Raw genomic sequence first — 25,552 nt, 5'->3', positions numbered from 1 at the left:
ATTCTTGTGGCGTATACCCTGCCGGGCCTGCCAGCCTCTGCCGCGCTGTTGGTCTGCCTTTACGCCGATCTGTGGGGCGACCGGCAGCCACGTGCTTTCCGCGCGATCTTTGTGGGTTTTGCCACCTTCATCATCGCGGTCGGCGGATTTTACGCAGTCACCGCAGGCGTTGCGCCCCATAACATCAAACTGCGCAGCGAACGGGAACTGGTCGCCAAGCTGAACGAGGTCGATTCGGGTGCCGCGCTTTATTATCTGGGCAAACGCAGCTACTCGGCCGAGTTCTATACGTCTGGGCAGGCGCAGGTTCTACCGGATCTTTCGGGGTTGTCGCAGCTGCCCGACACCCCGCACGCGCTGGCCATCCGACAGCGGGACGAGGCCGCCAGCGCCACGCGCTTGGGCGATGATTACGTGCGGATCGGGCAATACGGGCGGCATGTGCTGTTCTATCACGGGTCCGCCGCGCAGGAGGTTGAACAATGACCATGCCCGAACACGCCTGTTTTCGCCCGTTGAATCCCATCACCATCGTTGATCTGCGCCCGGATCTGAGCTTTGTGATCCCCGCCTTCAACGAAGAAGAAAACCTGCGGAACACGCTACTGGATGTCGCCGACGAAGCGGTGCGGCTGAACAAGACCTATGAGATCATTGTCGTCGATGACGGAAGCTCGGACCGAACCTATGAACAGGCCATCGCGCTGTCGAGAGACCTGCCGGTCGTGGCGGTGCGTCTGTCGCGTAATTTCGGCAAGGAACAGGCGATGTCTGCCGGGCTGTCGCGTACCCGGGGCAATGCGGTCGTCATTCTGGACGCTGATCTGCAGGAACCCATCTCGACCCTTGGGCAGATGATCGAGCGGTTCGAGCAAGGCTATGACGTGGTCTATGCGGTGCGTGCCCATCGCGATGACGAAAGCGCGCTGAAACGGGTGCTGACGGGCGGGTTCTACAAACTGCTGTGTCTGGGCAGCGAATGTGACATTCCGCCGGACGCGCGCGACTATCGCATCATGGACCGCAAAGTGGTCGATGCGCTGCTGGCGCTGCCCGAGCGCAACAAGTTCATGAAGGGCCTGTTCAGCTGGGTCGGCTTCAAATCCTGTGCCGTCCCGATCGAGCTGCGCCCGCGTCAGGCAGGCACCACCAAGTTCGGCCTGCGGCGCCTGTTCCGGTTGGCGTTGACGGGGCTGACCTCATTCTCGACCTGGCCGCTGCGGATCTGGACCGTGATCGGGTTTTTCATCGCGGTCTTGTCGATGCTGTTCAGCTTCTGGATCGTGCTCAAGACGTTGGTCTGGGGTGTGGACGTGCCGGGTTTTGCTACGATCACGGCGGCCATCTGCTTTCTCGGCGGTCTGCAGCTGTTGTCCATCGGCGTGATCGGGGAATACCTGTCCCGCGTGTTTTCCGAGGTGAAACAGCGCCCGGGATACATCGTTTCCGAAGAGCTTAGCTCGGCGGGTCGGGGATGATGCCGCTGGGGCAGGTTTTGCGATTTGCCTCGGTCGGGGCAGTTGCAACGGCCACGCATTACGGGATCGCGGTGGGGGTGATCCTGTTGGGTGCGGGGGCGCTGACGGCCAATGCCGCCGGTTTTGCCTGCGCATTGGTTCTGGGCTTTCTGGGGCACTATCACTTTACCTTCCGGCGCAGCGGGTCGGGGGCGTGGCAGCCGCTGACGCGCTATTGCACCCTGTCGCTGTCCAGCTTTGCGGTGGCGCAGGGACTGTTGTGGGGTCTTGTGCAACTGCCTTGGATACCGGCCCCTGTCGCGGTGCTGATGGTCATGGTTCTGGTGGCGGCGGCCAATTATGTGCTGAGCCGCTATTGGGCTTTTGCCCTGCCCAAGCTGCGGCGGGTCGCATGTTGATTGCCCGATTTCGGACAAAGCTGATTCCGGTCAATGACACCCTGATCGGGACGTGGAAGGACGTCCCGGTATTACCACCCACAAACTCAAGCGGAGACAACACGTGACACCCGTCAAATATGCGCTATCGGCCAGAATTCTTCACTGGGCCATGGCCATCGGCTTTCTGGCGATGTGGGCCAGCGGCTATTACATGACAACATTGGCGGCCGAGGATTCCCCGGCCGAAGAACTGCTTTTCGATCTTCATATTTCCACCGGCGTGACGCTGGTCGGGCTGATGATCCTGCGCCTGCTGGTGCGGGCCACCAGCACGGTTCCGTCGCTGCCCGAAGGGATGCCGAAACTGGACGTCAAACTGGCCCATCTGGGGCACCTCGCCCTTTATATCCTGCCCATCTGCGTGCTGCTGCTGGGTTGGTCCGAGGTCGATGTGGGCGGTCATCAGGTCCGCTGGTTCGGCGTGCCTATGCCCAAGATTTTCCCCACCATGGAAACCCTGTGGGGGATCAACATGGAGAACCTGACCGAACAGTTGCATATGGTGTTGGCCTATACGTTCCTGGCCGTCGCCGTTGGTCATGTGGCTGCCGTGGTCAAGCACAAGATGGTTGATGGCCATGACGTGCTGCCGCGCATGTCGTTCCGGTCGTAACCTGAAAGGGTGGCAGCCGGGCCAGACCCGGCTGCGGCTTTGCTATTTGAACCGGTTCAGGCAGATGCTGGTATTGGTTTCCTGAACCGAAGGCAGACGTCTGATTTCGGACAACACCTCATCCAGACGTGGCAGGGACGAAACCTGCAGGTCGAGATGGAAATCAAAGGCGCCGTTCACTGCCGTCAGCGCCTCGACTTCGTTGATTGCCCGCAGGCGCGAGATGAGCTTGCGGCTGTCGCCGGTTTCCAGCTTGATCATCACCACGGCCCGGATCAGCGCCGCGCTGTGCCCTTGCCCCATCTCGACGGTGAATTTTGAAATCACCCCGTCGGACAACAAGCGGTCGATCCGGTTTTGAACCGTCGAGCGTGAGACATCCAGCATCCGCGCCAGCTCGGCCGCCGGGGTTCGGGCGTCGCGCGCCAGAAGGCGCAGTAATTCGCGGTCGGTTTCGTCCATATTTTCTCCGGATGCGCGATTAGCGATCAATATGCGCATTTTGCAAGAATATCGGCATTATGCCACATTTATTGATCTGTTCGTCAACCCGGAACCTTGGCACTCTGCGCGTGCTTGGATTTGGAAGGACATAAGATGAAGGTCACCGTTTGCCAGTTGGACCCGAGGGACGGGTATCTGGATGCCTGCCTTGAGGGGCTGAAAAACCACGTTGCCGAACAGGGCAGCGATTTTGTTCTGCTGCCCGAGATGGGTTTCGCTGAATGGGTTGCTGCTAACCCGGTGGCCGATGCCGCCGTCTGGGATCGTGCGGTGGCGGCCCATGACCGCCATATCGCGGCGCTGGATCAACTGGGGGCCAAGGCGGTGATGGGTACGCGGCCCATCGTCAACGCGCAGGGCAGCCGCCGGAATGAAGCCTACCTGTGGACCCAAGAGGCGCCGGTTCCATCGCCGGTTCACCAGAAATACTACCTGCCCGATGAAGAGGGGTATTGGGAACACAGCTGGTATGATCGTGGCCCCAAAAGCTTTGACACCGCCCGCGCTCTGGGCGCGCGGATCGGGGTGCAGATCTGTACCGAGATGTGGTTTTTCGAATGGGCGCGCCACTATGCGGCCTCGCGGGTTGATCTGCTGTGCGTGCCGCGCGCCACGCCGCATGAATCGGTCGATAAATGGCTGGCGGGCGGTCAGGCCGCGGCGGTCTGTTCCGGCGCCTATTGCCTGTCCTCCAACCCGTGGATGCCGCCGGGTGCAGGCGTCAGTATTGGCGGGCTGGGCTGGATCGTCGACCCCGAGGGCAATATTCTGGCCACCACGGACACCGAAACGCCCTATGCCACTGCCGAGATCGATCTGGATTTCGCACGGCAGAGCAAATCGACCTACCCGCGCTACGTGCCGGAATAGGTGACCCGGTATCGGTCAAACCATGGACCGTTTTGACCACCGCAGCAGAGCGTGCCCCATTCAACCAAGCCCATGACGGGCTGGCAGTCGGGTCACGCTTGTTGCGGCAGCGGGGCCTCAGATACCCGTTTGTCCCGGGCGATCAACAGATACAGCGCCGGGGTCAGGAACAGGGTGAACAGGCTCGACAGGCCCAGACCGGCAAAGATGGTCCAGCCGATGGCGGCGCGGGCCTCGGCCCCGGCGCCACCCGACAGGATCAGCGGCAGCGATCCGATCATGGTCGACAGCAGGGTCATGGCGATGGGGCGCAGCCGGGTCTTGGCCGCCGCTTCGATGGCGGGGCGCAGGGCGGTGCCGTTGCGGCGTTCCTGATCGGCGAATTCGACCAGCAGGATACCGTTCTTGGCCATCAGCCCGATCAGCAGGACCAGCCCGATTTGCGAGAAAATGTTCAGCGTGACCCCGGTGGCCATCATCGCCGCAATCGTCGCGGCCAGACCAAAGGGGATCGTTGCCATCACCACCAGCGGGCTGGTGAGGTTTTCAAACTGGGCGATCAGAACCAGAAACACGATCACGATGGCAAAGGCATAGGTCAGCAGCAGATCGCGGTTGGTTTCCTCAAAAGTTCCGGCCTCACCCATCAACAGATAATCGATGCCGGGGGGCAGGGTGGCGTCGGCGATCACCCGCAGTTCGGCAATGGCCTGGCTGATGGGGATATCGGCGATCTCGGCCTCGACCTCGATGGCGCGGCGTTGCGCGGTGCGTTCCAGCTCGGCGGCGATGCCGGTCTGTGTCAGGGTGGTCAGGCTGGACAGGGGCACCGGACTGCCCGAGGCCGAAGTGATGTAGATATCGCGCAGATCGGCGGGGTCCTGGATCAGCCCGGTGGGGGTGGTCAGCACCACCGGAACGGCCTGATCGTCGACATTGAGGTCAACCAGATCCTCTCCGTTCACCAGCACCCGCAGGGTTTCGGCCAGCTCATCCAGCGAGACACCCAGATCCGCCGCGCTTTGGCGGTCGATCTCAAGCGACAGCTGCGGCTGGGTGGGGTTGTAGGAGACCTCGACATCCTCGAACGGGCCATCCTCCATCGCGTCGGACAGCGCCAGCGCGGCCTGATGGATTTCGGGATAGGTCGGACCGGTCAGCGCCAGGGATATCCCGGACCGGCCCGAGAAGTCGGTCTCGAAACTGCTGCGGCCAAAGGCGCTGACATCCGAGCCGGGGATCTGCCCCAGAGGGTTCTCGACCGAGGCAATCACATCGTCCTGCGTCAGGCTACGTTCGGCCCAGGGGGCCAGCGTGACCTCGGCGGCCAGCATGTTCGGGTCCCAGCGTCCGACGACCGTATAGACAGACTGCACCGCGCCGGTTTCCAGATGCGGCAGCAAGGCTTCTTCGACCGCATCGGCCTGACCTTGCATGTATTCGATGGCAATCCCGTCGGGGCCAAAGGCAAACACCTCGAACGCGCCGCGATCTTCGGGCGGGGTCAATTCGCTGGTCAGGGTCGGCAGCTTGTAGGCGACGCCCCCGGCAAAACCCAGACACAGCAGCAGGACCAGCACCGGGTGGTTCAGCACCCGGCGGATCGCGAACAGGTAACTATTGCGCAGCGCGCTGCCGAACCGTTCCAATATCGAGGCGCGGTCGGATTTGCGGCTCAGGTCCACGCGGGCGGCGAGTGCGGGCACCAGCGTCAGCGCCACGAAGGACGAGATCGCGACAGCCACCGCCAACACGATGCCAAATTCCCGGAACAGGCGGCCCGTGGCTGACGGCAGGAACGAGATCGGAATAAAGACCGCGATCAGAACGGCAGTGGTGGCCAGCACCGCAAAGAAAACCTGCCGCGTGCCCTTGATGGCGGCGGTCTTGCGATCCTCGCCCAGTTTCTGGCGGCGCTGGATGTTTTCCAGTACCACGATGGCGTCATCCACGGTCAGGCCGGTGGCCAGCACCAGCGCCAGCAGGGTGATCAGGTTGATCGAGAAACCGAACAGATAGAACCCGGCCAAAGCGCCGACCAATGCGGCGGGAATGGCAAGGCTGGGGATCATCGTCGGGCGGAACCGGCCAAAGAATAGCAGGATCGACAGCACTACGATCATCGTGGTCAGGGCCAGCGTGCGCAGCACTTCGTTTGTGGCGCTTTCGATGAACACCGCCTGATCCGAGGTGATGGTGAATGTCAGATCGTCATATTGCCGGCTCAGATCGTCGACCGCCTGCCGCACGGCGTGCGAGATATCCACGGTGTTCGACCCCGCCTGCCGGACAACCCCCAGCCCGATTGCCGGTTCGCCGTTCAGCCGCACGAAATTCGCCGCTGGCGCGGGGGCGAAATAAGCCTGCGCCACGTCGCCGACACGGATACCGTCTCGGATCACAATCTCTTCGATCAGATCGGCGGAAATGGCCGACGCTTCGGCGCGGACCAGCAGGGTCTGATCGCGCGAGGCATAGCTGCCCACCGGAATGTCATAAGGCGCCTGCCGCAACGCATCGGCGACCTCGGTCACCGACAGGCGGAACCGGCTGAGCTGCAACGGATCAAGCGCCACGTGCAACTGTCGCGCGCGCAGGCCGTAGAGGTCGACGCTGGCCACGCCGGGGATCGAATAGAAATGCGGCGCGATGTCATTCTCGACCCGCTCGCTGACGGTCATGTGGTCGAAATAATCCGGCACGACCGCAACCTGCACCACGGGTGCGGCGTTGGAATCGGATTTGACGATGGTCAGCTTTTCCATCCGGCTTGGCAGGTCGCCCTCAACCCGGCTGATCGCCTCGCGGATATCGGCGGCGGCGGTGTCCATGTCGGTGCCGGGCTCGAATTCAACCCGGATGCGCATGTTGGCCTCTTCGCTGGCGGCCTCGATGCTGCGCACGCCCGAAACGCGCGCCACCGCGTCCTCAAGCGGGCCGGTCAGTTCGGCGTCAACGGTGGTGGGGGCGGCACCGGGAAAATCGGCGCGCACCATGACGACCGGGCGGTCCACATTGGGCAGTTCGCGCACGTCCAGCCCGGTCAGCGCCGCCAGACCGGCAATGGCGATCAACAGATTCAGCACCATCGCCAGCAGCGGACGGCGCACCGAGATCGAAGCGAGGTCCTGTTTTGTATCAGTCATTTGAGGTCAACTCGACAGCGTCCGAGGCCGAGCCCGGCAGCGCGACCGCATCGCCCTGCCGCAGTTTCTGCACCCCTTCGGTGACGATGTAAGAGCCGGGCGGCAGATCGGCCTCGACCCAGACCTGCCCGTCGCGGCGGCGCACCACGGTCAAGGGAATGCGGTTCGCCGTGCCTTCATCCACGCGCCACAGATAGGCCCCGTGGCTGCCCCACAGGATCGCGGTTTCGGACACAACCGGATACGAACCGCCATCCGACACCACCGACACCCGAAAGCTCATCCCCGGTTTCATCCAGGGCTGCGGCGCGTCGATCGTCGCCCGCACACCAAAAGTGCGCGCTTGCGGGTCGATCCGGTGCGAGATCACCTGAACCTGCGCCATCAACGGCTCTGCGCCATTCATCGGCTGTATCGGCACGGCATCCCCGACCGTCAGCGCGCCGATGGCGGATTCAGGCAGAAAGAAATCCACCAGCAGGGTGGACATGTCATCCAGCTGTGCGATCTCGGTCGCGGTGGTGATATGCGCGCCGGGGTGCAGGTCGATCATCCCCAGCCGTCCGTCAAACGGTGCGGTGACAACGCGGCGGGACAGGGCAAGCTCGGCCTCTTGCAGGGCAATCCGGGCGGTGTCCAGATCAATCTCGGCGGTTTCCAGCTGCGCTTCGGGAACGGCGCCCTTGGCACCCAGGGCCTTGTAGCGGTCGAAAATCTTCTGGGCGGCGCGCAGCTGGACCTTGGCCTGTTGCACGGCCAGCTCCTCTTGCGCGGAATCGAGTTTCAGGACGTCCTGACCCGCTTGCACCTGCTGGCCCGAGGTCACGAACAGGGTGTCGATGATCCCTTCGGATTCCGGCACCAATGCGGTGGTCTGCGCCGCCAGCGCGGTGCCGATGGTCAGGTGAGTGCGGGTGTCGGGCAGGTGCTGCACCTGTTTCACGGTCACATTGGCCGGGCCGTCACCTTCGTCATCGTCCCAGCCTTGCGCGACCGCACCCGTTGCCAGAACACTGGCCCATAGGATCGTGAAAAACTGCGTTTTCAGACGGGAAATCTGTATCATGCTGTCCTGACGCCTTCTGATCGGGCCGCCAACCGGCCATAGTCGAAAAATAGGTGCCAAATAAGCGGGTGCCGATGAATCTCGACAGGAGGGTTAAAATATACGCCGGGTGGACTGCAATTGTTATTCGTCGGTTTTTTCGGGCCGTTCGGCGAAAAACTGCGACAGCACATGCGACTTTGGCTTGATCTGAGTCTCGGGACAACGACAAGAGGCACCATGACCAACACTCCCGCCAGACCGCGCCGCCGGATGCTGTCCTTTCCCGGCCCCAACAGCGTCTTCGCGCTGGCCTGTCTGTTATACGCCGTGGCATCCGCCGCGTCCGAGACGCTCTGGTCCCTGTCCGAGATGCTGTATCTGGCCGTGCGCATCGCGGCGGCGGGCATCGTGGTGTTCCTGTGGCGGCCCAAGTTGCTGCATGCCAACCGACCGCTGGCCTTTGTTGCCGCCACGCTGGCGACAATCGTGGTTTTTGCCCTTCTGGACGAAGGGGTGGACATGTTGCTGTTCCCCGCTGGCAGCGAGAGACACTCGGTCGATTGGGACGGCGTGTCCTGGGCCATCGTCAATGGCTGGACGGCGGTGATCACCATTCTGGCGCTGGTTCTGTTCATCGACGGGCTGGAGGAACGGCAGCGTCTGGCGCAGTTGGAAAAGCTTGAGAAATCCGCCCAACTGGCCGCCCTGCATCAGCAGTTGAACCCGCATATCCTGTTGAATGGGCTCAATAATATCTACGCGCTGATCAGTAGCAAAAGCGAGTTTGCTGCCGATGCCGTGCTCGAACTGTCAGACATCCTGCGCTATGCGCTTTATGAAACCGATCAACGCGCCGTGGCTTTGACGCGTGAGGTTGAATTGCTGCGGAACTATATCGCGATGCAGAAGCTGGGGCTGGAGGGCCGGGTGGACGTGCAGTTCGACATCTCGGGCCCGGTCGAGGATTTGCAGGTCGCGCCGCTGGTCTTTCTGCCCATCGTTGAAAACGCCTTTAAACACGGGGCCAATACCGATCAGACCGACGTGGTGAACCTGCGATTCCGCCTGTCGGTCAGCGAAGACCGCATTCAGTTCCACAGCACCAACCCCAGCCATGGGCATCCCGACAGCTCGGGCACGCGCGGGGTGGGGTTGGAAAATGTGCGGGCGCGGCTGCAACTGGCTTATGGCGACCGGCATGTGCTTGAAACCCGCCAGCAGGGTGACACCTATCAGGTCGATCTGACCCTGTTCGGAGCACCAAAATGACCCTCACCTGCGTTGTTCTGGAAGATCAGGCCCCCGCCCGCCGCTTGCTGGAGGATTACGTCGCGCGCCACCCCGACCTGACGATGATCGGCGCGACCGCGCTGCCTTCGATCGGGCGCGAGATGCTGGAGGCCGAAACCGTCGATCTGCTGTTTCTGGACCTGTCGCTGCCACAGGCTGATGGCTTTGCCTTTCTGCGGGGCCTCAGCGACCCGCCGGTGACCATCGTGACCACCGCCTTTCCCAACCGCGCCATCGAAGGGTATGAGGCCGGGGTGGCGGATTATCTGGTCAAACCGATCTCGTATGAGCGGTTCTGCACGGCGGTTGACCGCGCCAAGACCCTGTGGGCCGCCGACGCCGGGAAGACCATCGAGATCCAGCTGAGCAAGACCCGGTTCCAGACCGTCAACCTCAGCGATATTCACTGTCTGAGCGCCGATGGCGATTACGTCCGTATCCACACGCAGATCGGGGATTTTCATGTCTCGGGCCCGCTGTCGGACTGGCAGGACAAGCTGCCCGCCAGCAGCTTCGCGCGTGTTCACCGTGGCCATATCGTCAACCTCAAACATGTCAGCCACCGCAGCGCCAGCAGCCTGACGGTTGCCGGTCATGAGCTGCCGGTGGGGCGCAAGTATCTGGCCAATCTGGCGAAATGATCGGCACCAGCCGCACCGGCACGGTCTACCTTACTGAGAGAGGGCAGGCGCGTTTGCCAAGGAAAACAGCGATCAGAAGGTGATGTGGTTGTCGCCGATGGTCTCAATCAACGGTTGCAGATGCGCCTGATACCGGTGCCATTTCGCCTTGGACGAGGAATAGAGCGGCTGGCGCACCTGTTGTACACTGGCGGTCCGCACCCGACGTTTGGCGGAATGAAACTCCAGACAGGCCGCGTCCCAGTCCAGCCCACAGAAGTCGATCAGGCCACGGGCCACGGTTTCGATATCATCCACCAGCGCCTCGTAGTGGATCGAGTGAAAAGCGCCCTTGGGCAAGGTGTCGTGCCAATGGTTCATGACACGTATGTAGTTGTTGAAGTACCGGCCCAGTTCGACCTGATCATAGCTGTGCAACTGGCTGCGTTCGAACAGGCGGGTATAGCAGGACAGGCAGGTATCCAGCGGGTTGCGGGCGATGTGGATGATCTTTGCATTCGGCAGCAGGCCGTGGATCAGGCCGATCAACTGGAAATTGGCAGGCATCTTGTCGACCACATGCGGCGCCTCGGGGCCGTGCTGCCGCAACACCTCGACGTAGTCCTCGGCCCGCCGTGTCAGTGTCGCATCCGACATGGCCTGAACGGCGCGGGGCAGGTTCGAGCTGCCGTCTTCCAACCGCCCGAACAGGTTTTGCAGGTCGTTCAACTCTCCGGCGCCGATCACCTTGGGATGGGCGTTCAGAATGGATTCCGTCAGCGTTGTGCCCGACCGCGGCATGCCGACCACAAAGATTGGCGTTTCGTCCGGGATGGCGCAGCCGCGCAGCCGGTCGATCATGGCCGCATCGAACGTGGCGATCAGGTCATCGGTCAGGCGGTCGGTTTCGGCCGGGTCATAAGTTATCAGAGACCGCTTGATCGCAGCCCCCTTGGTGAAATGCGCGAACGCCTCATCATGGCGGCGCAGCTTTTCATAGCATTCACCCAGAGCATAGTGAAAGGCGAGCGCCTTTTGCGGCAGCATGGTATCGGCCCTGGGCAGTTCAGCTTCAAGCGCCCGCAGCGCCGGGCTGTCTTCGGTGATCTTGTCCAACCGGGCCAACGCGATCCAGGCGCTGAGCGTGTCTTCGCTGGCTTGCGCGGCGGTTTCGAAATGTTGGCGGGCGGTATCGAATTCCCCCTGTTCCATGGCCAGATGCCCCAGCGCCAGACGGCTGGCCGTCAGGTCGGGTTTCAGATCAATCGCCTTGTGATACAGGTCCGAGGCCGCCTGAACATCGCCCAGATGTGCCTTGACCAGTGCCGCCTGAAGGCAGGCCGAGGCGTTGTCGGGGTCCAGCCGCAGGGCCTGTTCAGCCTCGACCAGTGCCAGCTTGGGGTGGTTCTTTTCAAACAGGACCTGAGACAGGCCAACAAAGCTTTCGGCCTTTTTTCCATCTAGCGCGATGGCATTGCGGAATGCGGTTTCGGCTTTGTCCAGATCGTTTTCCAGCGTGAATAGACGTCCGAAATTGCGATGCAGTTCCGCATGGCGCGGAAAACGCTCCAACAGCCCTTCGCTGCGTTTGCGGGCCTCGGTCACCTGTTCCAGTTCGATCAGGACCGAGATCAGGTTGTTGGCTGTTTCGGCCGAGTTCGGATTGATCCGCAGCGCCTTTTCATATTGGCGCACGGCCTCTTCCCGGTTGCCGCGATCACGGGCAATGCTGCCCAGATTATTGATGGCCCGGTCGAATTCCGGTGCCAGCGCCAGCGCGCGGTCCTGCGAGGCTTGGGCCTGATCCAGATCCCCCTGATCGTAATAGACCAACCCCAGATTGGAATGCGCCGCCGCGCTGCCTGGCGCCAGACGCACCGCGCGTTGGCCGATCTCGCGGGCCTGCTCCAACTGTCCGGCCGACCGCAGGATTTCAGTGAAATTCGTCAGAAAATGCGCGTTTTCGGGTTGCAGTTTCACCGCCTGCGTCAGGGCCTGGATTGCCGGGTCGAACTGTCCGGCCTGAAAGGCGATCAGGCCCAGCATGTGATGAGCCGGGGCAAAACCCGGTATCGCATGGACGATTTGGGTGAACATCCGGATGGCCTGTTGCAGCCGCCCCTGTTCGTAATGCGCCATGCCCTGCGCAAAGGCATCCTGAACCGAGATTTGCTGCTGCGCCATGGGCCCCCCTGATCAGGTCTTGCGACGGGCAGTGCCCGGATACCTGTTTGTGGTAGACCATTCCCTTTCCGACGTCTACGCAACTGGGTTTTCGGATGATGCTGAGGGCGTATGTGTGATCTCTGCCATAGCGGGGAAGTTTCGCGGCTTTGACGTGGACGTCACAATTGTGCCCAGCTCAGAGGCTAACTATCAATTTAGAAAAATTTAAAAAGTATATCCGAGAGGGGTTTCGGAAATGAGTAAAGGTATAGGTGCGCGCACGCAGCCCGGCGCAGCGCGCGGTGGACGTGTATTGAAATGGAAAGGGCGGGTGGCCAGCGTCGCGCCATCTGTGTTCCTGGCGTCGGTTTCGGTCGCGGCGCTTTCCGTGGGCATTGCGACCGCTGAGGTGATCTCGACACAGGAGACCACGCAGGTAGATTTTAACTTGGACGAAGACAACACGATCACCTCTACGGGGTCAGTTGACCTGACCACGGGTTCCACGGCGGTGTTGATCGACACGGATTACACCAGCGTTTTCACCAATGACGGCACCATCATGGGCCCGGCCCCGTCCGAGACATCGGGATTTGGCGTGGTGCTGAACGGAATTCTTTCCGCCACAGGGCAGATCGTGAACAATGGAACGGTCAACATCGACGTAAACAGCACGAGTTTGGGTGCCGCGCTGGGCTACCTGATGCTGTTTGACTATGCGGGTGCATTCGTTAACACCGGCACAGTCAGGGCGACAGTGAATGTCACCTCCAGTGGCAGCGCCAGCGCTTTGGGGGCGCTGTTTGTCAACGGCACCGAGGCCGGGGCATCCATTTCCAACTCGGGCACGATCACCGCGATGGCCAACGGGGCCGGCACCAGTGATGTGGCGGCTTTTGGCCTTTTATTCGCCGACGATGCTGAAGGCAGTATCACCAATGATGGCACCATCACAGCCAATGCTGCTGATGGGACGACAGTGATTGCTGTAGGTATCGATATTCAGGGGACACTTGGCGCTAAACTGACCAACTCGGGCACAATTTCGACCGTGGCCACGGAAGATGGGAATGATGCCATTTCGATCGGGGTGCGTGTTCAGGATATGGTTGCGGGTGATGTGACCAATATGGGAACGATTTCGGCGATGGCTGCCGGATCGGATTCGGCCAATGCCGCCGGGTTCCAGTTCCAGAACGGGCTGGACGGCAATTTCGAAAACTCTGGCACGCTGACGGCAACGGCTGACGCTGACACAAGTGCCGCGCGGGCAGGGGGATTGTTCGTAATCGGGACAGTCAATGGCGACGTGACCAACAGCGGAACGGTGAATGCCCGGGCCGACGGGGATAACGGCGCAACGGCTGTTGGCTATGCCATTGCCGGTGACATGACCGGCAATTTCGAAAATTCCGGTACCATTGACATTACAGCGACCCGTGCATTGGCTGCCGGAGGACCCGGGCCATTTGGTTCGGTTCCCGAAGCAAGCGGCTTTCTGGTCTCGGGCTCTGCTACGGGTGATGTCACCAATACAGGCACTATAACGGCAAGCGCGGATGCCGCGAGCGGCACCGCCTCGGTTGCAGGTGTCTATGTGGGCGACTTGCAGGGGCAGTTTTCGAATACCGGTGTCGTCACGGCGACCGGAACGGGGAGTGCGGATGCCTTTGGTCTGAACTTCCAGAACTTTGACGGCGTGATCACGGATGTTGGTCAGGTCACGGCCACATCCGAAAACGGCAATGCCTACGCGATCTTTCTGGGCACCGGGACGGGTACGCTGAATGTGGACAGCATGGATCAGGTAACCGGCCTGATCCGGGTGCAGGACCACAACGTAAATCTGGATGCGCAAGGCGGCAGTGCGGTGTTCAATTTCGAGGACGCCGCGTCCGGGTCGGGCACGTTCACCACCACCGTTTCCGATGGCCAGTCGGCTTGGTTCGTGCAGGATGCAGGCGGCGCAGCGCCCATCTATGCGGTGGTTGACGGGGGCGATCTTGCCCCGCTGGGCGATATCACCGCGTTCTACGGCGACGTCGTTGGCCGTGTCAGTGACGCCCTGCGGTTTGACCGCCCCGAGGAGGTCAGCCGGGGCCTGTCCGTTGGCGGTTTCCGCCCCTTTGCCATGATCGATGGCGAGGCCCGGCAGTTCGAAAGTGACTCTGGCATCGATACCGATGTGACCCTGTTCAATGGCAGCGCCGGGTATTCCGGCCAGTTGGACAACGGGCTTGCCGTGGCCTTGGGCATGGGCGTGTTCCGTGCCGATGGTGACAGCGACACCACCGATTTCGACACGACAGGTTTCTATCTGGATGCTGCCATCGGACGCCAGTTCGGGGCCTATACGGTCGAGGCCGGGCTGGGCTACGGCTGGCTGTCCACCGACCGGTCGCGCCAGATCAGCGGCAACCCGGACGCCAATGCCGATTACGACAGCACTCTGCTGACCGTACATCTGGGGGTCGAGCGCGCCTTTGATGTGCGCAATGACATCGGCCTGCTGGGCTTTGGTGAGGTCCGCTATACCCGGCAACAGGATGACGCCTATACCGAAACCGGATCAGTCGCCAACGCGACCGTCGGAGAAATCACGACCGAGGTGATTGAGGCCCGATTGGGTGTCGAGGTTGAGAAAGCGTTCAACAATGGCGGCGTGCTGTTTGGCCAGCTCAGCGGTGTGTTGCGGCGCGATCAGGGGGATGATGCGGCGAATGTGACAGTCTTTACAACATCGCAATCGCTGGCCTTTGCGTCGACGGATTTCAACGGTGCCAGCCTGGTGGTGGGATATGAAAAAGAGCTTCTGTCCGACATGACACTGGAACTGACGGCGGAGCAGGAATTCGGCGATGCAGCACAAGGGCCGAATATCCGGGCCGGGTTGCGATGGGCGTTCTGATCCCATCCTGTATCTGATGATGTTCTGGCCGGGCTCTCTGTAGGGTCCGGCCAGTTGCTTTAACGGCCCGCCACAATCACCGAAGTGTCCAGCCCGCGGGATTTTGCATCCAGACTGTCCGGCAGCGGCGCGTCGGTGAACAGCGTATCCGCATCGTCCAGATTGCCAATCCGCCCGGGGGCTGAGCGCAGGATTTTCGAACTGTCCGCCACCACGAAGACGGATTTCGACTGGCGGATGATGGATTTGGTCGCGCGGACCTCCTGAAAGTCGAAATCGAGCAGGTCGAGATCGTTGTCGATTCCGGCACAGCTGATGATGGCGAAATCAAACTTGAACAGATCGACCACCTGCGTGGTCAGGTTGCCCAGCAGCCCGCCATCGGTGCGGCGCAGTGATCCTCCGGCCACGACGATCTCGATATTCGGATTGGCGGCCAGGATATTGGCGGTGTTCAGGCTGTTGGTGACCACCAGAAGATCGGTGTGGGTCAGCATCTCGCGGGCCACAGCCTCGGTCGTGGTGCCGATATTGATGAAGACGGTCGCGCCATTGGGGATATGCCGCGCGCATTCCCGCCCGATCCGGGCTTTGCCTTCGGTATTGCGGTTGCGGCGCTGCATATAATCGAGATTGCCCAAACCCGAGGACATGACGGCGCCGCCATGCACGCGCTCTAGCTGACCCGATTGCGATAACTGCGCCAGATCACGCCGGATGGTCTGTTCGGCCACGCCAAACCGGCGGGCCAGATCCTCGACCCGGATGGTGCCTTCGCTTTGGGCGAGTTGAAGGATCTCGGATTTGCGGTTCTGGCTGAGCATGTCTGTATCGTCCCTTCTGTCAAAAATGCGCGAATACGCGCAGGTTCGCAAGCACATGATGTTCGGTTTTCCACATTTCGCGCGTAACTCGCGCAACTGCGCACGCGAACCTGTTGACTTTTGGCTGGAATGGTGATTGTTAGCGGTAACAAATTCTGCAAGCCGAGTCGGCGGGCGTGCCGGGTATTGGGAGAAGAGAGATGACCGTAAAAGTCGCCATCAACGGATTTGGCCGCATCGGCCGCTGTGTTCTGAGGTCGCTGGTCGAGGCGGGCCGGAACGATGTCTCGGTCGTTGCGATCAACGATCTGGGGCCGATCGAGACCAATGCGCATCTGTTGAAATATGACAGCGTGCATGGGCGGCTGAATGCGGATGTCCAGATCGACGGTGATGTGATGCGGGTCGGCGGCCGCCAGATCCGGGTCAGCGCTGAACGTGACCCGGCCAAGCTGCCCTGGCAGGACGTGGATGTGGCGCTGGAATGCACCGGGCTGTTCACCAAACGCGAAAGCGCCATTCAGCATCTGGGGAACGGGTCGAAAAAGGTACTGGTCTCGGCCCCCGCCAGCGGTGCCGACAAGACCATCGTCTATGGTGTCAACCATCATAGCCTGACCGGCAAGGAACTGGTGGTGTCGAACGCCAGTTGCACCACAAATTGCCTGTCCCCGGTCGCCAAGGTTCTGGATGATGTGTTTGGCATCGAGACCGGCTACATGACCACCGTGCATTCCTATACCGGAGATCAGCCGACGCTGGACACGCTGCACAAGGACCTCTATCGCGCCCGGGCGGCGGCGATGTCGATGATCCCCACCTCGACCGGGGCCGCGCGCGCGGTGGGTGAGGTGCTTCCACAGCTCAAGGGCCGGCTGGACGGTTCGGCCATCCGGGTGCCAACGCCCAATGTCTCTGCCGTAGACCTGTGTTTCATGCCCAAACGCGCCGTTACGGTTGACGAGGTCAACGACGCTATCCGCACCGCCGCCGAAGGCGAGATGCGCGGTGTTCTGGCGGTGACGGACGAACCTCTGGTCTCGACCGATTTCAACCACGACCCGCATTCGTCGATCTTTGCCAGCCAGCAGACGCGCCTGACCGATGGCGGCATGGTTCGCGTGCTCAGTTGGTATGACAACGAATGGGGGTTCTCGAACCGCATGCTGGACACGGCCTGTGCTATGGCGGCGGCCTAGTGCCCCGCGGGGCAGGTTATGATTGCAACGGGGCAAAGGCCCTGTTGAACAGACGGCCCAAGATCGACGGGTTGTTTGGGGAAAGAGGGTAACCGATTGGTTCACAGAAGCCCTGAAAGTGGGTGAGAATGCGCGCCCAAACCTTTTGCCGATGTGTGGCCGAGTGTTGAAACACGTAGCTTGCCATAGCAGGGTGAAGTGCGCCTGACCTGTCTAAATCGCGTGAAGCCCGATTGGATCGAACAAAGCTGTCCAGCATTTGTCACCGTCCCATCTCGCACAGCCAATCAAACACCAACGCTGCCCGGTCTGACGCCGTGCTATGCAGTTTGACGTAAAATCCAAGCGGTGAAGGCACTGTTTCCGGCAGCAGTTTCACCAGTTTACCCGAGGCGATCAGGTCACTCGTCAATCCTTCCCATCCAAGTACCGCGCCCATGTCGTCCTGCGCGGCCTGCAGGGCGATGATGTAGTTGTTGACGCGGTGCGTGGTCTTGAGGGGGCCGGTGTAGCCGAGGGCGGTGGTCCAAGCGCGCCAGTCGGTCCAGCCGGTTTCCGGGGCATCCAGATGGATCAGGGGCAGTGTGGCGATATCGCCGGTATTGGTGATCGGATTTTGGGCCGCAAAGCGCGGGCTGCCAAGGGCCATGATCTGATCATGGAACAGGGCGCAGCAGGTCTCGGGGTCGGTGCCGGGGTTGCCGTAATGGATGCTCAGATCACATTCGAGACCGCCGGATTCCGTGTCGCTGACGACCTGAGTCACCGAGATATGGGCGTATTTCTTCCAGAACTGGGCCAGACGTGGGGTCAGCCACAGGGAACTGACCGCCGTGGTCGACCGGATGGTCACGGCAGAGCGGCCATGCTGGGCGCGCAATTGCCCCAGCGCCTCGCTGATGCCTTCGAAACCGCGCTGCAGGGCGACCAGCAGATAGGCGCCGCTTTCGGTCAGTTGCACGCCCCGGTGATAGCGGTGAAAGAGGGTGCAGTTCAGCTCTTGCTCTAGCGCTTTGACCTGATGGCTGATGGCGGCGGGGGTCACATTCAACTCACTGGCGGCACGTTTGAAGCTGACATTACGGGCGGCGGCCTCGAAGCTGATCAGCGAGCTTACGGGGGGCAAATCATAGGGACGGTTGGGCAAATCTCTTTGTCCTGAATATGTTGATGGGTGCAGCCATGCAAGGCGCAGGCTGACAATAGCATTAGGTCAAGTAATCCAAAGTGAATTTTATTGCGATTGCCCCGCAGGCCTAAACCGGGTCTCGTACCGGTCGGAAAACCGGCAGAGATCAGGAGGACCCTCAGATGAAGTCGCATGCAAAGGTTGTGGTTGTCGGGGGCGGCTGTGTCGGCGCCTCGATCCTTTACGGGCTGACGGAACATGGCTGTTCGGATGCCGTGATGCTGGAACGCACGACGCTGACTTCGGGCTCGACATGGCATGCGGCGGGGTTGCTGGTGACCTTCGTGCGCTCGCACAATGTCTCGAAGATGACGATGGAGACGATCCGCATTTACTCCGAGGTCGAACAGAAGATGGGCAGCTCGGTCGGGTTGCGCAAAGTTGGGCAGCTGCGGATCGCCAACACCGAAAAGCGGTGGGATGAGTTCCAGTCCTATATCTCGATCGCCGAGGCCGCGGGCGTGCCTTGCAGGCTGGTGACGCCCGAAGAGATCGCGGAAATCCATCCGTTGCTGAACCAGTCCGAGCATATTCGCGGCGGCATCCTGCATACCGAGGACGGCTATGTGAACCCCGCCGATATCACCATGGCGCTGGCCAAGCTGGCCCGGGATGCCGGGGCGACGGTGTATCAGAACACCGAGGCTCAGGCTTATGAAAAGCTGGATAACGGCCATTGGAAGGTGACCACCAATCAGGGTGAGATCACCTGTGAGCATCTGATCTTTGCCACCGGCAACTATGCCCGCGAAAACGCGCGCCGAGTGGGGCTGGATCTGCCCTGCATTCCGATTGTTCACCAGTATTGGACGACCGAAACCGTGCCGCTGCTGAAAGAGCGGCGCGCACAGGGGCTGCCGGAATTCCCGATCCTGCGGGATGAGGATTATGGCGCCTATCTGCGTGAGGATGTGGGTGGTATCCAGTTCGGGCCGTATGAATTCACCAAGGACCTCAAGCTGTTCGCCGAAGACCGCGTGCCACCGGATTTCGGTGCCGACCTGCTGCCCGAGGATTTTGACGCAGTGGAAACCCAATGGGAGCGCGCCATCGAACGGGTGCCGACGCTGGGCGAGGTCGGGATCAAGGCCAACACACGCGGCCCGTTCCAGATGACCCCGGATGAGCTGCCCCTGGCCGGTCCCGCGCCGGGTCACGAAAACCTGTGGCTGGCCGAAGGGATGCCAGGCGGCATCCTGTGGGGCGGCACCGTGGGCAACCGTCTGGCCAAGTGGATCGTTGACGGCGATCCGGGGATGGATATGTCGGAACTCGACCCGCGCCGGTTCTCGGATTACGCCTCGAAACGCTGGACCATGGACAAGGTGCGCGAGACATGGGGCACCCATATGGACGCGCATATCCCGGGTGAGGATTTCCCCGATGCCCGCCCGATGAAGACGGTGGGCAGCTATGATCTGCTGACGGCCCATGGCGCTGTCTGGACCAGTTTCAACGGCTATGAGTTCCCGCGCTGGTTTGCCCGGACGCCCGCCGAGGCAATCCCCGAACACAGCTTCCGCCGCACCAATCACATGGAGCTGGTGCAGGCCGAGGTGCGCACCACCCGTGAAGAGGCCGGGTTTATCGAAATGTCGCCGATGACCAAATTCACCGTGCGCGGCCCGGGTGCCGCCGCGTGGCTGGACGGGCTCATGGCCAACAGGTTGCCCAAGGTGGGCCGCATGACCCTGTCGCTGATGCTGAACGACAGGGGGGGCATGGACGCGGAATATACCATCGTGCGGTACGCCGAGGATGACTTCTATCTGATCTCGACCCCGAACTGGCGGGCTTATAACTGGGATCAGTTGCAGCGCGTGCTGCCCAAGGATGGCTCGGTCATCCTGGAGGATATCTCGGAACAGTTGGGTGTGATCGCACTGGCCGGACCCAAGGCGCGCGAGATACTGCAACCGCTGACCGACAATGACCTGTCAAACGAAGCCTTTCCGTGGCTCTCGGCGCAAATGGGTGAGGTCGGCTATGCCAAGGGCGTCCACCTGCTGCGCGTGTCCTATACGGGCGAGTTGGGGTGGGAGATTCATCATCCTGTCGGCTACAACCGCCATCTGGTCGATCTGCTGCTGAAGGCGGGTGTCAAACCCTTTGGGCTTGAGGCGCTGGACTCGATGCGGCTTGAGAAGTCCTATCGCGCGATCAATCGCGAGATTTGCAAGGACCTGACGCCATACGAGGCAAGCCTTGATCGTTTTGTCGTCACCGAAGGGCGCGAGTTCACCGGCAAGGCGGCGCTGCTGAAACAGCAGGAGGACGGTGGGTATAACCGGCTGGTCACGCTGAAACTGCCGTTCTGCGATACCTCGGTAATGTTCGACGAAGGCGTCTACAAGGATGGCACGCTGGTTGGGCGGGTCACCTCGGGCGGGTTCTCGTATTATTGCAACCACGACATCGCAATGGCGCTGGTGCCGCAGGGGCTGACCGCGCCGGGGACCAGAATGCAGGTGCTGGTTCATAACGAGATGCGCGAGGCCGAGGTTATCGACACTTGCGCCGTCGATCCCACCAGCGCCCGCGCGCGGGCCTGAGCAAGGAGCCGAGACATGACACAACCAAACGCTCGCACAGCCCGGGGTGGCCGCGCCGCCCGGGTCCGCGCCCGCACCAACCCGCCGCCCGAATACCTTTCGACCCTGCACAACCGGGTTGGGCCGATTGATCTGCTGGGCCCCGAAGGGGTCGAGAAAATCCATAATGCGGCGATGACCATTCTGGAGACGACTGGCATCGAATTCCGCGACCCGGTGGCGCTGGCCGACTGGAAGAAACACGGGGCCGATGTAGATGGTCAGCGGGTGCGCATTGGCCGCGACATGTTGATGGACCTGATCTCATCCGTGCCAACGGAATGGGGCTATGCCGCGCGCAACCCGGAGCGGTCCTTGCGGGTGGGCAACCGGCATGCGGTTTTCGCCAACGCTTATGGCGCGCCGTTTGTCTATGATCTGGATGGCGAACGCCGCCCCTCGACCCTGGATGACGCGCGCAACTTCTTCAAGCTCAGCCAGATGAGCCAATCCATGATGGTGCCGGGTATCCTTCCGGTGGAACCGCAGGACGTACCCGTCCCGCAGCGGCATCTGGAGCTGGTGCATGCGGCGCTGACCCTGACCGACAAACCGATCAAAGGCTCGGTCCTGTCCGAACAGGCGGCCCGCGACAGCGTAGACATGGCCCGCATCGTGTTCGGTGCGGATTTCGTGGACAGCAATGTGGTGATGGCGGCGCTGTTGAACTGCAACACGCCGCTGGTCTGGGACGAAACCATGTTGCAGAGCTTGCGGGTCTATGCCGCCGCCAACCAACCCTGCCTGCTGTCGCCCTTTGTGCTGGCCGGGGCCTCGACCCCCGCAAGCCCGCAGGGCGGTGTCGCGCTTCTGATCGCGGAAAGCCTTGCGGGCATAGCCTATAGCCAGATCATCCGCCGGGGCGCGCCGATGGTGCTGGGCGTGGCGATCATGGGGGTGTCGATGAAGACGGGCGCGCCGATGATGGGCTCGCCGGAACCGGGGCTGATGAACCTGCTGGTGGGCCAGATGGCGCGGTTCTATCAGGTGCCGTGGCGGACTTGCACCATGTGGACCGGGTCGAAATCCCCCGATCTGCAGGCGGGGTATGACACTGCGAACTCCATGTGGCCCGTGCTGCTGGGCGGGGCGAATTACATCGTCCACGCGGCGGGTTTTCTGGAAGGCGCGCTGGGGGTCAGTTATTCGAAATGGGTGCAGGACGCCAAACAGCTGGAGAACTTCCACCGCTTTTTCAGTGGCCTGCAAGAGGAAAACCTGAACGCGCTGCTGGGCGATATCGCCGATATCGGACCCGGAGGGCATTTTCTGGGCACCGACCACACCCGCGAAAACCCGATGCACATGAATGCGCTGCAAAACAATGACAGCTTTGAGCAATGGCAAGCCGAGGGTGCCAAATCCGCCGAAACCGTCGGTCAGGACGAGGCCCGGCGCATGCTGGATCACTACGTCCAGCCCCCGATGCCGGATGATCGGCGCTTGGCGCTGGACGAATTTGTTGCCAAAAAGCGTTTGGCCTATCAAAGCTAGGCATACGGTATCCGAGGCCCAACAGGACAGGAATTCGCACATGGCTGACATCTCGACAAAAACGCTTTCGCTGGATGAGGTCAAAGCCCTGGCCAAAGCCGTGCTCGTGTCCAGCGGGATGGATGAACGCGGCAGCGATACCCTGTCCCATCTGGTGATGCTGTCCGAACGCGACGGCCCGCGCAGTCATGGTCTGCGGATGCTGCCGGTTTACGCGCAAAGCTTTTCGTCGGGTTATGCCAATCCGGCGGCCAGCCCCACGATCACGCGGATGGCCCCCGGGGTTCTGCGGGGCGACGGCGACAATGGCTATTACCAGATCGCTGCCGAACAGGCGCGGGAAGAACTGATCGCGATGGCCCGCGAAAACGGGATCGCTGCGTTTTCCTGCGCCAACTGTCACCATCTGGCGGCACTGCGGTTTGATACCGAGCCGTTGGCGCAAGCCGGGCTGGTGGCGTTGGCGGTGGTGAATTCTCTGTCGATGGTGGTGCCGCAGGGCGGGGTCAGGCCGGTCTTTGGCACCAACCCGATGTCCTTTGCCTGCCCGCGTGAGGGCGCCGAGCCGATTGTCTGGGATCAGGCGTCCTCGGTCGTGGCTTTGATGGATGTGAAAATGGCCGCCGCCGAAGGGCACGAGCTACCCCGTGTTGGCGGGCTGGACCCGTCGGGCGCGCCCAGCACCGATCCGAACGCCATTCTGGAAACCCGCAGCCTGTTGCCCTTTGGCGAACATAAGGGCGCGGCCATCGCCCTGCTAATCGAGGTTCTGGGCGCAGCCCTTGCAGGCGGCACCCTGTCCGTAGACAACGCCGACCGCGAGGCGCATGGCGCGCTGAACATCAAGGGTGGTTCGACCCTGATCGCCATCGACCCGACCAAGTTCGGCAATCCGGCCTTCGGCGACTTTGTCACCCGCATCTGTGCTGAGATCGAAGGCAACGGCACCGCCCGTGTTCCGGGTGACGGCAGGCTGAGCAAACGCGCGGCAGCCGCAGGCGAGGGCGTCACCGTCAGCACCGAATTGCTGGCCCAACTGGACCAGCTGCGCCAGTCGTAAACAGGGTTAAAGCTGTTCAACCTTGACCGAGTCGATGGGGTAGAAGGCCAGATATTCCTTGATCTCGGCCACCGGCGGGATCGGATCCTCATAGCTCCAGACCGCATTTTCGGTCACGGATGATTTGTTGACGATGGAGAAATGCGCCGCATCCCCTTTGCCGGGGCAGTGGGTCACCTTGTCGGTGCGGTCCAGAAAGGCCATGGCAATATCGGTGCGGGGGAAATAGATCACAGGGTCCTTGTCGCCTTCCAGCAATTCCAGCGCACCGGTGGTTTCACCCAGAATGGCCCCGCCTGAACGGACGCTCCATTTCCCCGGTGCTTTGCGGATCGTGATGTGATCGGTCATTCCTTCCCTTCCCTTTGGTTTTTCTGGGCCTCTCCTTTGCCCATTTTATGTAACAGTCCGGTGTCAAACCGGCGCGGTTGCGGCATCCAACCACAGTTGCGCGTCTTCGCCCAGCCTTGGTCGAATTTTTTCCGCAACGTCCCGGTGATAGGCATTTAGCCACGCACGTTCGTCACCCGTCAGCATATCGACCAGAATCAGCCGCCTGTCGATGGGCACATAGGTCAGCGTGCGCCAGTTCAGCATCGCGCGTTCGCTGTCTCCACTGGGCAGAGACGGCGCGTCTTGCACCACCACCAGATTTTCGATCCGGATGCCAAATGCGCCTTCGCGGTAATATCCGGGCTCGTTCGACAGGATCATACCCGGCTCCAGCGGCACATGGCTGACCCGCGACAGGCGCTGCGGGCCTTCATGAACGCTGAGATACGCGCCGACCCCGTGGCCGACGCCATGATTAAAGTCCTGCCCGGCCAACCACAGCGGCTGCCGCGCCACGCATTCGATATCGCGCCCCGCCAGACCCACCGGCCAGCGCAGCATCGACAGGGCGATCATGCCTTTCAGGACACGGGTAAAGCAGGCTTTTTCATCCTCGCCCACTTCGCCAATCGCGATGGTGCGGGTGATGTCGGTGGTGCCGTCCAGATATTGCCCGCCGCTGTCCAACACCAGCAGGTGGCCGTTTTCCAGCCTGCTGTCGGTTTCCTCGGTCACCCGGTAATGCATGATCGCACCGTTCGGTCCGGTGCCTGCGATGGTATCGAAAGAGATATCCTGCAGGGCGTTATCCTTGCGGCGGTTCTCCTCCAGCCGGGTCACGACCTGCGTTTCGGTCAGGCTGCCCGGGGTTTGCGCGTCCAGCCAGCACAGGGTTTCGATCACTGCTGCGGCATCGCGCAGATGCGCCTCGGCGCTGCCTGCGATTTCCGCCGGGTTCTTGCGGGCCTTGGGCAGGGCGCAGGGGTCACCGCCTTCGACCATCCGGTCGCCCAGCACATCGGCCACGATCTGCGGCACGGTGCCGGGATCGACCTGAACTGAGCCTTCCAACTGGTCCAGCGCTTCCAGAAAACCTTCGGGTTCATGCTGCTGCACCTGCGACCCCAGATGATCCGCCAGCCCGTCCAGCTTGGCGGCAGCCATGAACAGATCGACCCGGCCATCGCCATGCAGAATGGCAAAGCCATGCGCCACCGGGTTATAGGCAATATCCGCGCCGCGAATGTTCAGCAGCCACATGATCGAATCCGGCAGGGTGATCACCGCTGCCGCACGCCCGGCCTGACGCAGCTCCTCCGCCAGCCTTCCGATCTTGCTGGCAGCACTTTCCCCGGCAAACTCAATAGGATGTGCCTTGACCGGGTTCATCGGTGGGTCCGGCTGATCCGCCCAGATCCGGTCCACAAGATTGTCACAGCGCACCAGTTCGATCCCGCTGCCGTTCAGCTCTTTCTGCGCCGCCGAGATCTGCCCCGCCGCGTGCAGCCACGGATCAAACCCGACCTTGCCGCCATTTGGCAGCTGTTCCTTGAGCCACGTACTGAGGCTGACATCCGGCCACGGCACCGGCGTATAAACATCGGCCACCTGCGCCTTGACCTGCGTCCGGTAACGCCCGTCGATGAACACGCCCGCAATATCGGTCAGCGCCGCGCAAAACCCGGCAGAGCCGGTGAAGCCGGTCAGCCACGAAAGCCTCTCATCCCTTGGGGCAACGTATTCGCCCTGATGCGCATCTGCCCGGGGGATCAGGAAGCC

Annotated in this window: 19 protein-coding genes and 1 pseudogene; 12 read left to right on the top strand and 8 right to left on the bottom strand. The window is 61.6% G+C overall.

Annotated features, from left to right (window positions below; translation table 11 throughout):
• From MPJ51_RS13045 to MPJ51_RS13030, 4 genes and pseudogenes are all read left to right on the top strand, one after another.
• Positions 1-486: pseudogene (locus MPJ51_RS13045) on the top strand (hypothetical protein); the annotation flags it as partial.
• A complete protein-coding gene (locus tag MPJ51_RS13040) occupies positions 483-1,478 on the top strand; it encodes a glycosyltransferase family 2 protein (protein ID WP_298387363.1) in 996 nt (331 codons plus the stop codon). The pseudogene MPJ51_RS13045 and the gene MPJ51_RS13040, both read left to right, overlap by 4 nt.
• Positions 1,475-1,876: a GtrA family protein gene (locus tag MPJ51_RS13035; protein WP_298387360.1), complete on the top strand. Its 402-nt coding sequence runs from the start codon at positions 1,475-1,477 to the stop codon at positions 1,874-1,876. The genes MPJ51_RS13040 and MPJ51_RS13035 overlap by 4 nt, the downstream gene beginning before the upstream one ends.
• A 103-nt stretch (positions 1,877-1,979) precedes the next feature.
• The gene (locus MPJ51_RS13030; RefSeq protein WP_298387357.1) at positions 1,980-2,531 is read left to right on the top strand and encodes a cytochrome b/b6 domain-containing protein; all 552 of its coding nucleotides are present in this window, start codon (positions 1,980-1,982) and stop codon (positions 2,529-2,531) included.
• A 42-nt stretch (positions 2,532-2,573) separates the two neighbouring features.
• On the opposite strand, the gene MPJ51_RS13025 is transcribed toward MPJ51_RS13030, so the two are convergent.
• Entirely contained in the window at positions 2,574-2,993 is a 420-nt protein-coding gene (locus MPJ51_RS13025; RefSeq protein ID WP_298387355.1) for an Lrp/AsnC family transcriptional regulator, read from the bottom strand.
• A 135-nt stretch (positions 2,994-3,128) separates the two neighbouring features.
• Between MPJ51_RS13025 and MPJ51_RS13020 the strand changes: the two genes are divergently transcribed.
• Positions 3,129-3,905, top strand: a complete 777-nt coding sequence (locus MPJ51_RS13020; protein ID WP_298387352.1) for a carbon-nitrogen hydrolase family protein — start codon at positions 3,129-3,131, stop codon at positions 3,903-3,905.
• A 92-nt stretch (positions 3,906-3,997) separates the two neighbouring features.
• Here the strand turns inward: MPJ51_RS13020 and MPJ51_RS13015 are convergent, their stop codons facing one another.
• Together MPJ51_RS13015 and MPJ51_RS13010 are read right to left on the bottom strand one after the other, a co-directional pair.
• Entirely contained in the window at positions 3,998-7,051 is a 3,054-nt protein-coding gene (locus tag MPJ51_RS13015) for an efflux RND transporter permease subunit (RefSeq protein ID WP_298387349.1), read from the bottom strand.
• Positions 7,044-8,117 carry an efflux RND transporter periplasmic adaptor subunit gene (locus MPJ51_RS13010; RefSeq protein ID WP_298387346.1) on the bottom strand — a complete coding sequence of 358 codons (1,074 nt, stop codon included), beginning with the start codon at positions 8,115-8,117 and terminating at the stop codon, positions 7,044-7,046. The genes MPJ51_RS13015 and MPJ51_RS13010 overlap by 8 nt, the downstream gene beginning before the upstream one ends.
• Positions 8,118-8,336: 219 nt before the next feature.
• On the opposite strand from MPJ51_RS13010, the gene MPJ51_RS13005 reads away from it, so the two are divergent.
• Together MPJ51_RS13005 and MPJ51_RS13000 are read left to right on the top strand one after the other, a co-directional pair.
• Positions 8,337-9,368: a histidine kinase gene (locus MPJ51_RS13005; protein WP_298387343.1), complete on the top strand. Its 1,032-nt coding sequence runs from the start codon at positions 8,337-8,339 to the stop codon at positions 9,366-9,368.
• On the top strand, positions 9,365-10,030 hold the full coding sequence (locus MPJ51_RS13000; protein ID WP_298387339.1) for a LytTR family DNA-binding domain-containing protein: 666 nt from the start codon (positions 9,365-9,367) through the stop codon (positions 10,028-10,030). The genes MPJ51_RS13005 and MPJ51_RS13000 overlap by 4 nt, the downstream gene beginning before the upstream one ends.
• Before the next feature lie 72 nt (positions 10,031-10,102).
• Here the strand turns inward: MPJ51_RS13000 and MPJ51_RS12995 are convergent, their stop codons facing one another.
• The gene (locus MPJ51_RS12995) at positions 10,103-12,193 is read right to left on the bottom strand and encodes a tetratricopeptide repeat-containing sulfotransferase family protein (protein ID WP_298387336.1); all 2,091 of its coding nucleotides are present in this window, start codon (positions 12,191-12,193) and stop codon (positions 10,103-10,105) included.
• 238 nt (positions 12,194-12,431) lie between these two features.
• Between MPJ51_RS12995 and MPJ51_RS12990 the strand changes: the two genes are divergently transcribed.
• The gene (locus MPJ51_RS12990; RefSeq protein WP_298387333.1) at positions 12,432-15,083 is read left to right on the top strand and encodes an autotransporter outer membrane beta-barrel domain-containing protein; all 2,652 of its coding nucleotides are present in this window, start codon (positions 12,432-12,434) and stop codon (positions 15,081-15,083) included.
• Positions 15,084-15,142: 59 nt separating this feature from the next.
• Here the strand turns inward: MPJ51_RS12990 and MPJ51_RS12985 are convergent, their stop codons facing one another.
• On the bottom strand, positions 15,143-15,907 hold the full coding sequence (locus tag MPJ51_RS12985) for a DeoR/GlpR family DNA-binding transcription regulator (RefSeq protein ID WP_298387330.1): 765 nt from the start codon (positions 15,905-15,907) through the stop codon (positions 15,143-15,145).
• A gap of 200 nt (positions 15,908-16,107) precedes the next feature.
• Here MPJ51_RS12985 and gap point away from each other — a divergent pair, with 200 nt between their 5' ends.
• Positions 16,108-17,106, top strand: a complete 999-nt coding sequence (gene gap / locus MPJ51_RS12980) for a type I glyceraldehyde-3-phosphate dehydrogenase (protein ID WP_298387326.1) — start codon at positions 16,108-16,110, stop codon at positions 17,104-17,106.
• A gap of 262 nt (positions 17,107-17,368) precedes the next feature.
• Here the strand turns inward: gap and MPJ51_RS12975 are convergent, their stop codons facing one another.
• Positions 17,369-18,253, bottom strand: a complete 885-nt coding sequence (locus MPJ51_RS12975; protein WP_298387323.1) for a LysR family transcriptional regulator — start codon at positions 18,251-18,253, stop codon at positions 17,369-17,371.
• Positions 18,254-18,417: 164 nt separating this feature from the next.
• On the opposite strand from MPJ51_RS12975, the gene MPJ51_RS12970 reads away from it, so the two are divergent.
• The 3 genes from MPJ51_RS12970 to MPJ51_RS12960 are packed head-to-tail and all read left to right on the top strand — an operon-like array spanning position 18,418 to position 23,440.
• Positions 18,418-20,847: an FAD-dependent oxidoreductase gene (locus tag MPJ51_RS12970; RefSeq protein ID WP_298387320.1), complete on the top strand. Its 2,430-nt coding sequence runs from the start codon at positions 18,418-18,420 to the stop codon at positions 20,845-20,847.
• 15 nt (positions 20,848-20,862) lie between these two features.
• On the top strand, positions 20,863-22,380 hold the full coding sequence (locus MPJ51_RS12965) for a trimethylamine methyltransferase family protein (RefSeq protein WP_298387318.1): 1,518 nt from the start codon (positions 20,863-20,865) through the stop codon (positions 22,378-22,380).
• Positions 22,381-22,420: 40 nt separating this feature from the next.
• Entirely contained in the window at positions 22,421-23,440 is a 1,020-nt protein-coding gene (locus tag MPJ51_RS12960) for an Ldh family oxidoreductase (protein WP_298387315.1), read from the top strand.
• 6 nt (positions 23,441-23,446) lie between these two features.
• Here the strand turns inward: MPJ51_RS12960 and MPJ51_RS12955 are convergent, their stop codons facing one another.
• On the bottom strand, positions 23,447-23,791 hold the full coding sequence (locus MPJ51_RS12955; RefSeq protein ID WP_298387312.1) for a DUF427 domain-containing protein: 345 nt from the start codon (positions 23,789-23,791) through the stop codon (positions 23,447-23,449).
• Positions 23,792-23,854: 63 nt separating this feature from the next.
• A partial coding sequence (locus tag MPJ51_RS12950; protein WP_298387309.1) for an aminopeptidase P family protein occupies positions 23,855-25,552 on the bottom strand: 1,698 nt, incomplete at its 5' end.

The organism is Ruegeria sp., assembly GCF_028066395.1.
Lineage (GTDB): Bacteria > Pseudomonadota > Alphaproteobacteria > Rhodobacterales > Rhodobacteraceae > Ruegeria.
The sequence above is the reverse complement of the archived record's forward strand: the minus strand, read 5'-3'. Positions and strand labels throughout refer to the sequence as shown.

What these genes read in the sequence shown, in the direction of transcription:
- MPJ51_RS12990 (WP_298387333.1), top strand. Translation starts at nt 12,432, where the DNA reads ATGAGTAAAGGTATAGGTGCGCGCACGCAGCCCGGCGCAGCGCGCGGT.
- MPJ51_RS12955 (WP_298387312.1), bottom strand. Translation starts at nt 23,791, where the DNA reads ATGACCGATCACATCACGATCCGCAAAGCACCGGGGAAATGGAGCGTC.
- MPJ51_RS13015 (WP_298387349.1), bottom strand. Translation starts at nt 7,051, where the DNA reads ATGACTGATACAAAACAGGACCTCGCTTCGATCTCGGTGCGCCGTCCG.
- MPJ51_RS12965 (WP_298387318.1), top strand. Translation starts at nt 20,863, where the DNA reads ATGACACAACCAAACGCTCGCACAGCCCGGGGTGGCCGCGCCGCCCGG.
- MPJ51_RS13010 (WP_298387346.1), bottom strand. Translation starts at nt 8,117, where the DNA reads ATGATACAGATTTCCCGTCTGAAAACGCAGTTTTTCACGATCCTATGG.
- MPJ51_RS13025 (WP_298387355.1), bottom strand. Translation starts at nt 2,993, where the DNA reads ATGGACGAAACCGACCGCGAATTACTGCGCCTTCTGGCGCGCGACGCC.
- MPJ51_RS13020 (WP_298387352.1), top strand. Translation starts at nt 3,129, where the DNA reads ATGAAGGTCACCGTTTGCCAGTTGGACCCGAGGGACGGGTATCTGGAT.
- MPJ51_RS13040 (WP_298387363.1), top strand. Translation starts at nt 483, where the DNA reads ATGACCATGCCCGAACACGCCTGTTTTCGCCCGTTGAATCCCATCACC.
- gap (WP_298387326.1), top strand. Translation starts at nt 16,108, where the DNA reads ATGACCGTAAAAGTCGCCATCAACGGATTTGGCCGCATCGGCCGCTGT.
- MPJ51_RS13005 (WP_298387343.1), top strand. Translation starts at nt 8,337, where the DNA reads ATGACCAACACTCCCGCCAGACCGCGCCGCCGGATGCTGTCCTTTCCC.
- MPJ51_RS12970 (WP_298387320.1), top strand. Translation starts at nt 18,418, where the DNA reads ATGAAGTCGCATGCAAAGGTTGTGGTTGTCGGGGGCGGCTGTGTCGGC.
- MPJ51_RS13035 (WP_298387360.1), top strand. Translation starts at nt 1,475, where the DNA reads ATGATGCCGCTGGGGCAGGTTTTGCGATTTGCCTCGGTCGGGGCAGTT.
- MPJ51_RS13000 (WP_298387339.1), top strand. Translation starts at nt 9,365, where the DNA reads ATGACCCTCACCTGCGTTGTTCTGGAAGATCAGGCCCCCGCCCGCCGC.
- MPJ51_RS12960 (WP_298387315.1), top strand. Translation starts at nt 22,421, where the DNA reads ATGGCTGACATCTCGACAAAAACGCTTTCGCTGGATGAGGTCAAAGCC.
- MPJ51_RS12995 (WP_298387336.1), bottom strand. Translation starts at nt 12,193, where the DNA reads ATGGCGCAGCAGCAAATCTCGGTTCAGGATGCCTTTGCGCAGGGCATG.
- MPJ51_RS12985 (WP_298387330.1), bottom strand. Translation starts at nt 15,907, where the DNA reads ATGCTCAGCCAGAACCGCAAATCCGAGATCCTTCAACTCGCCCAAAGC.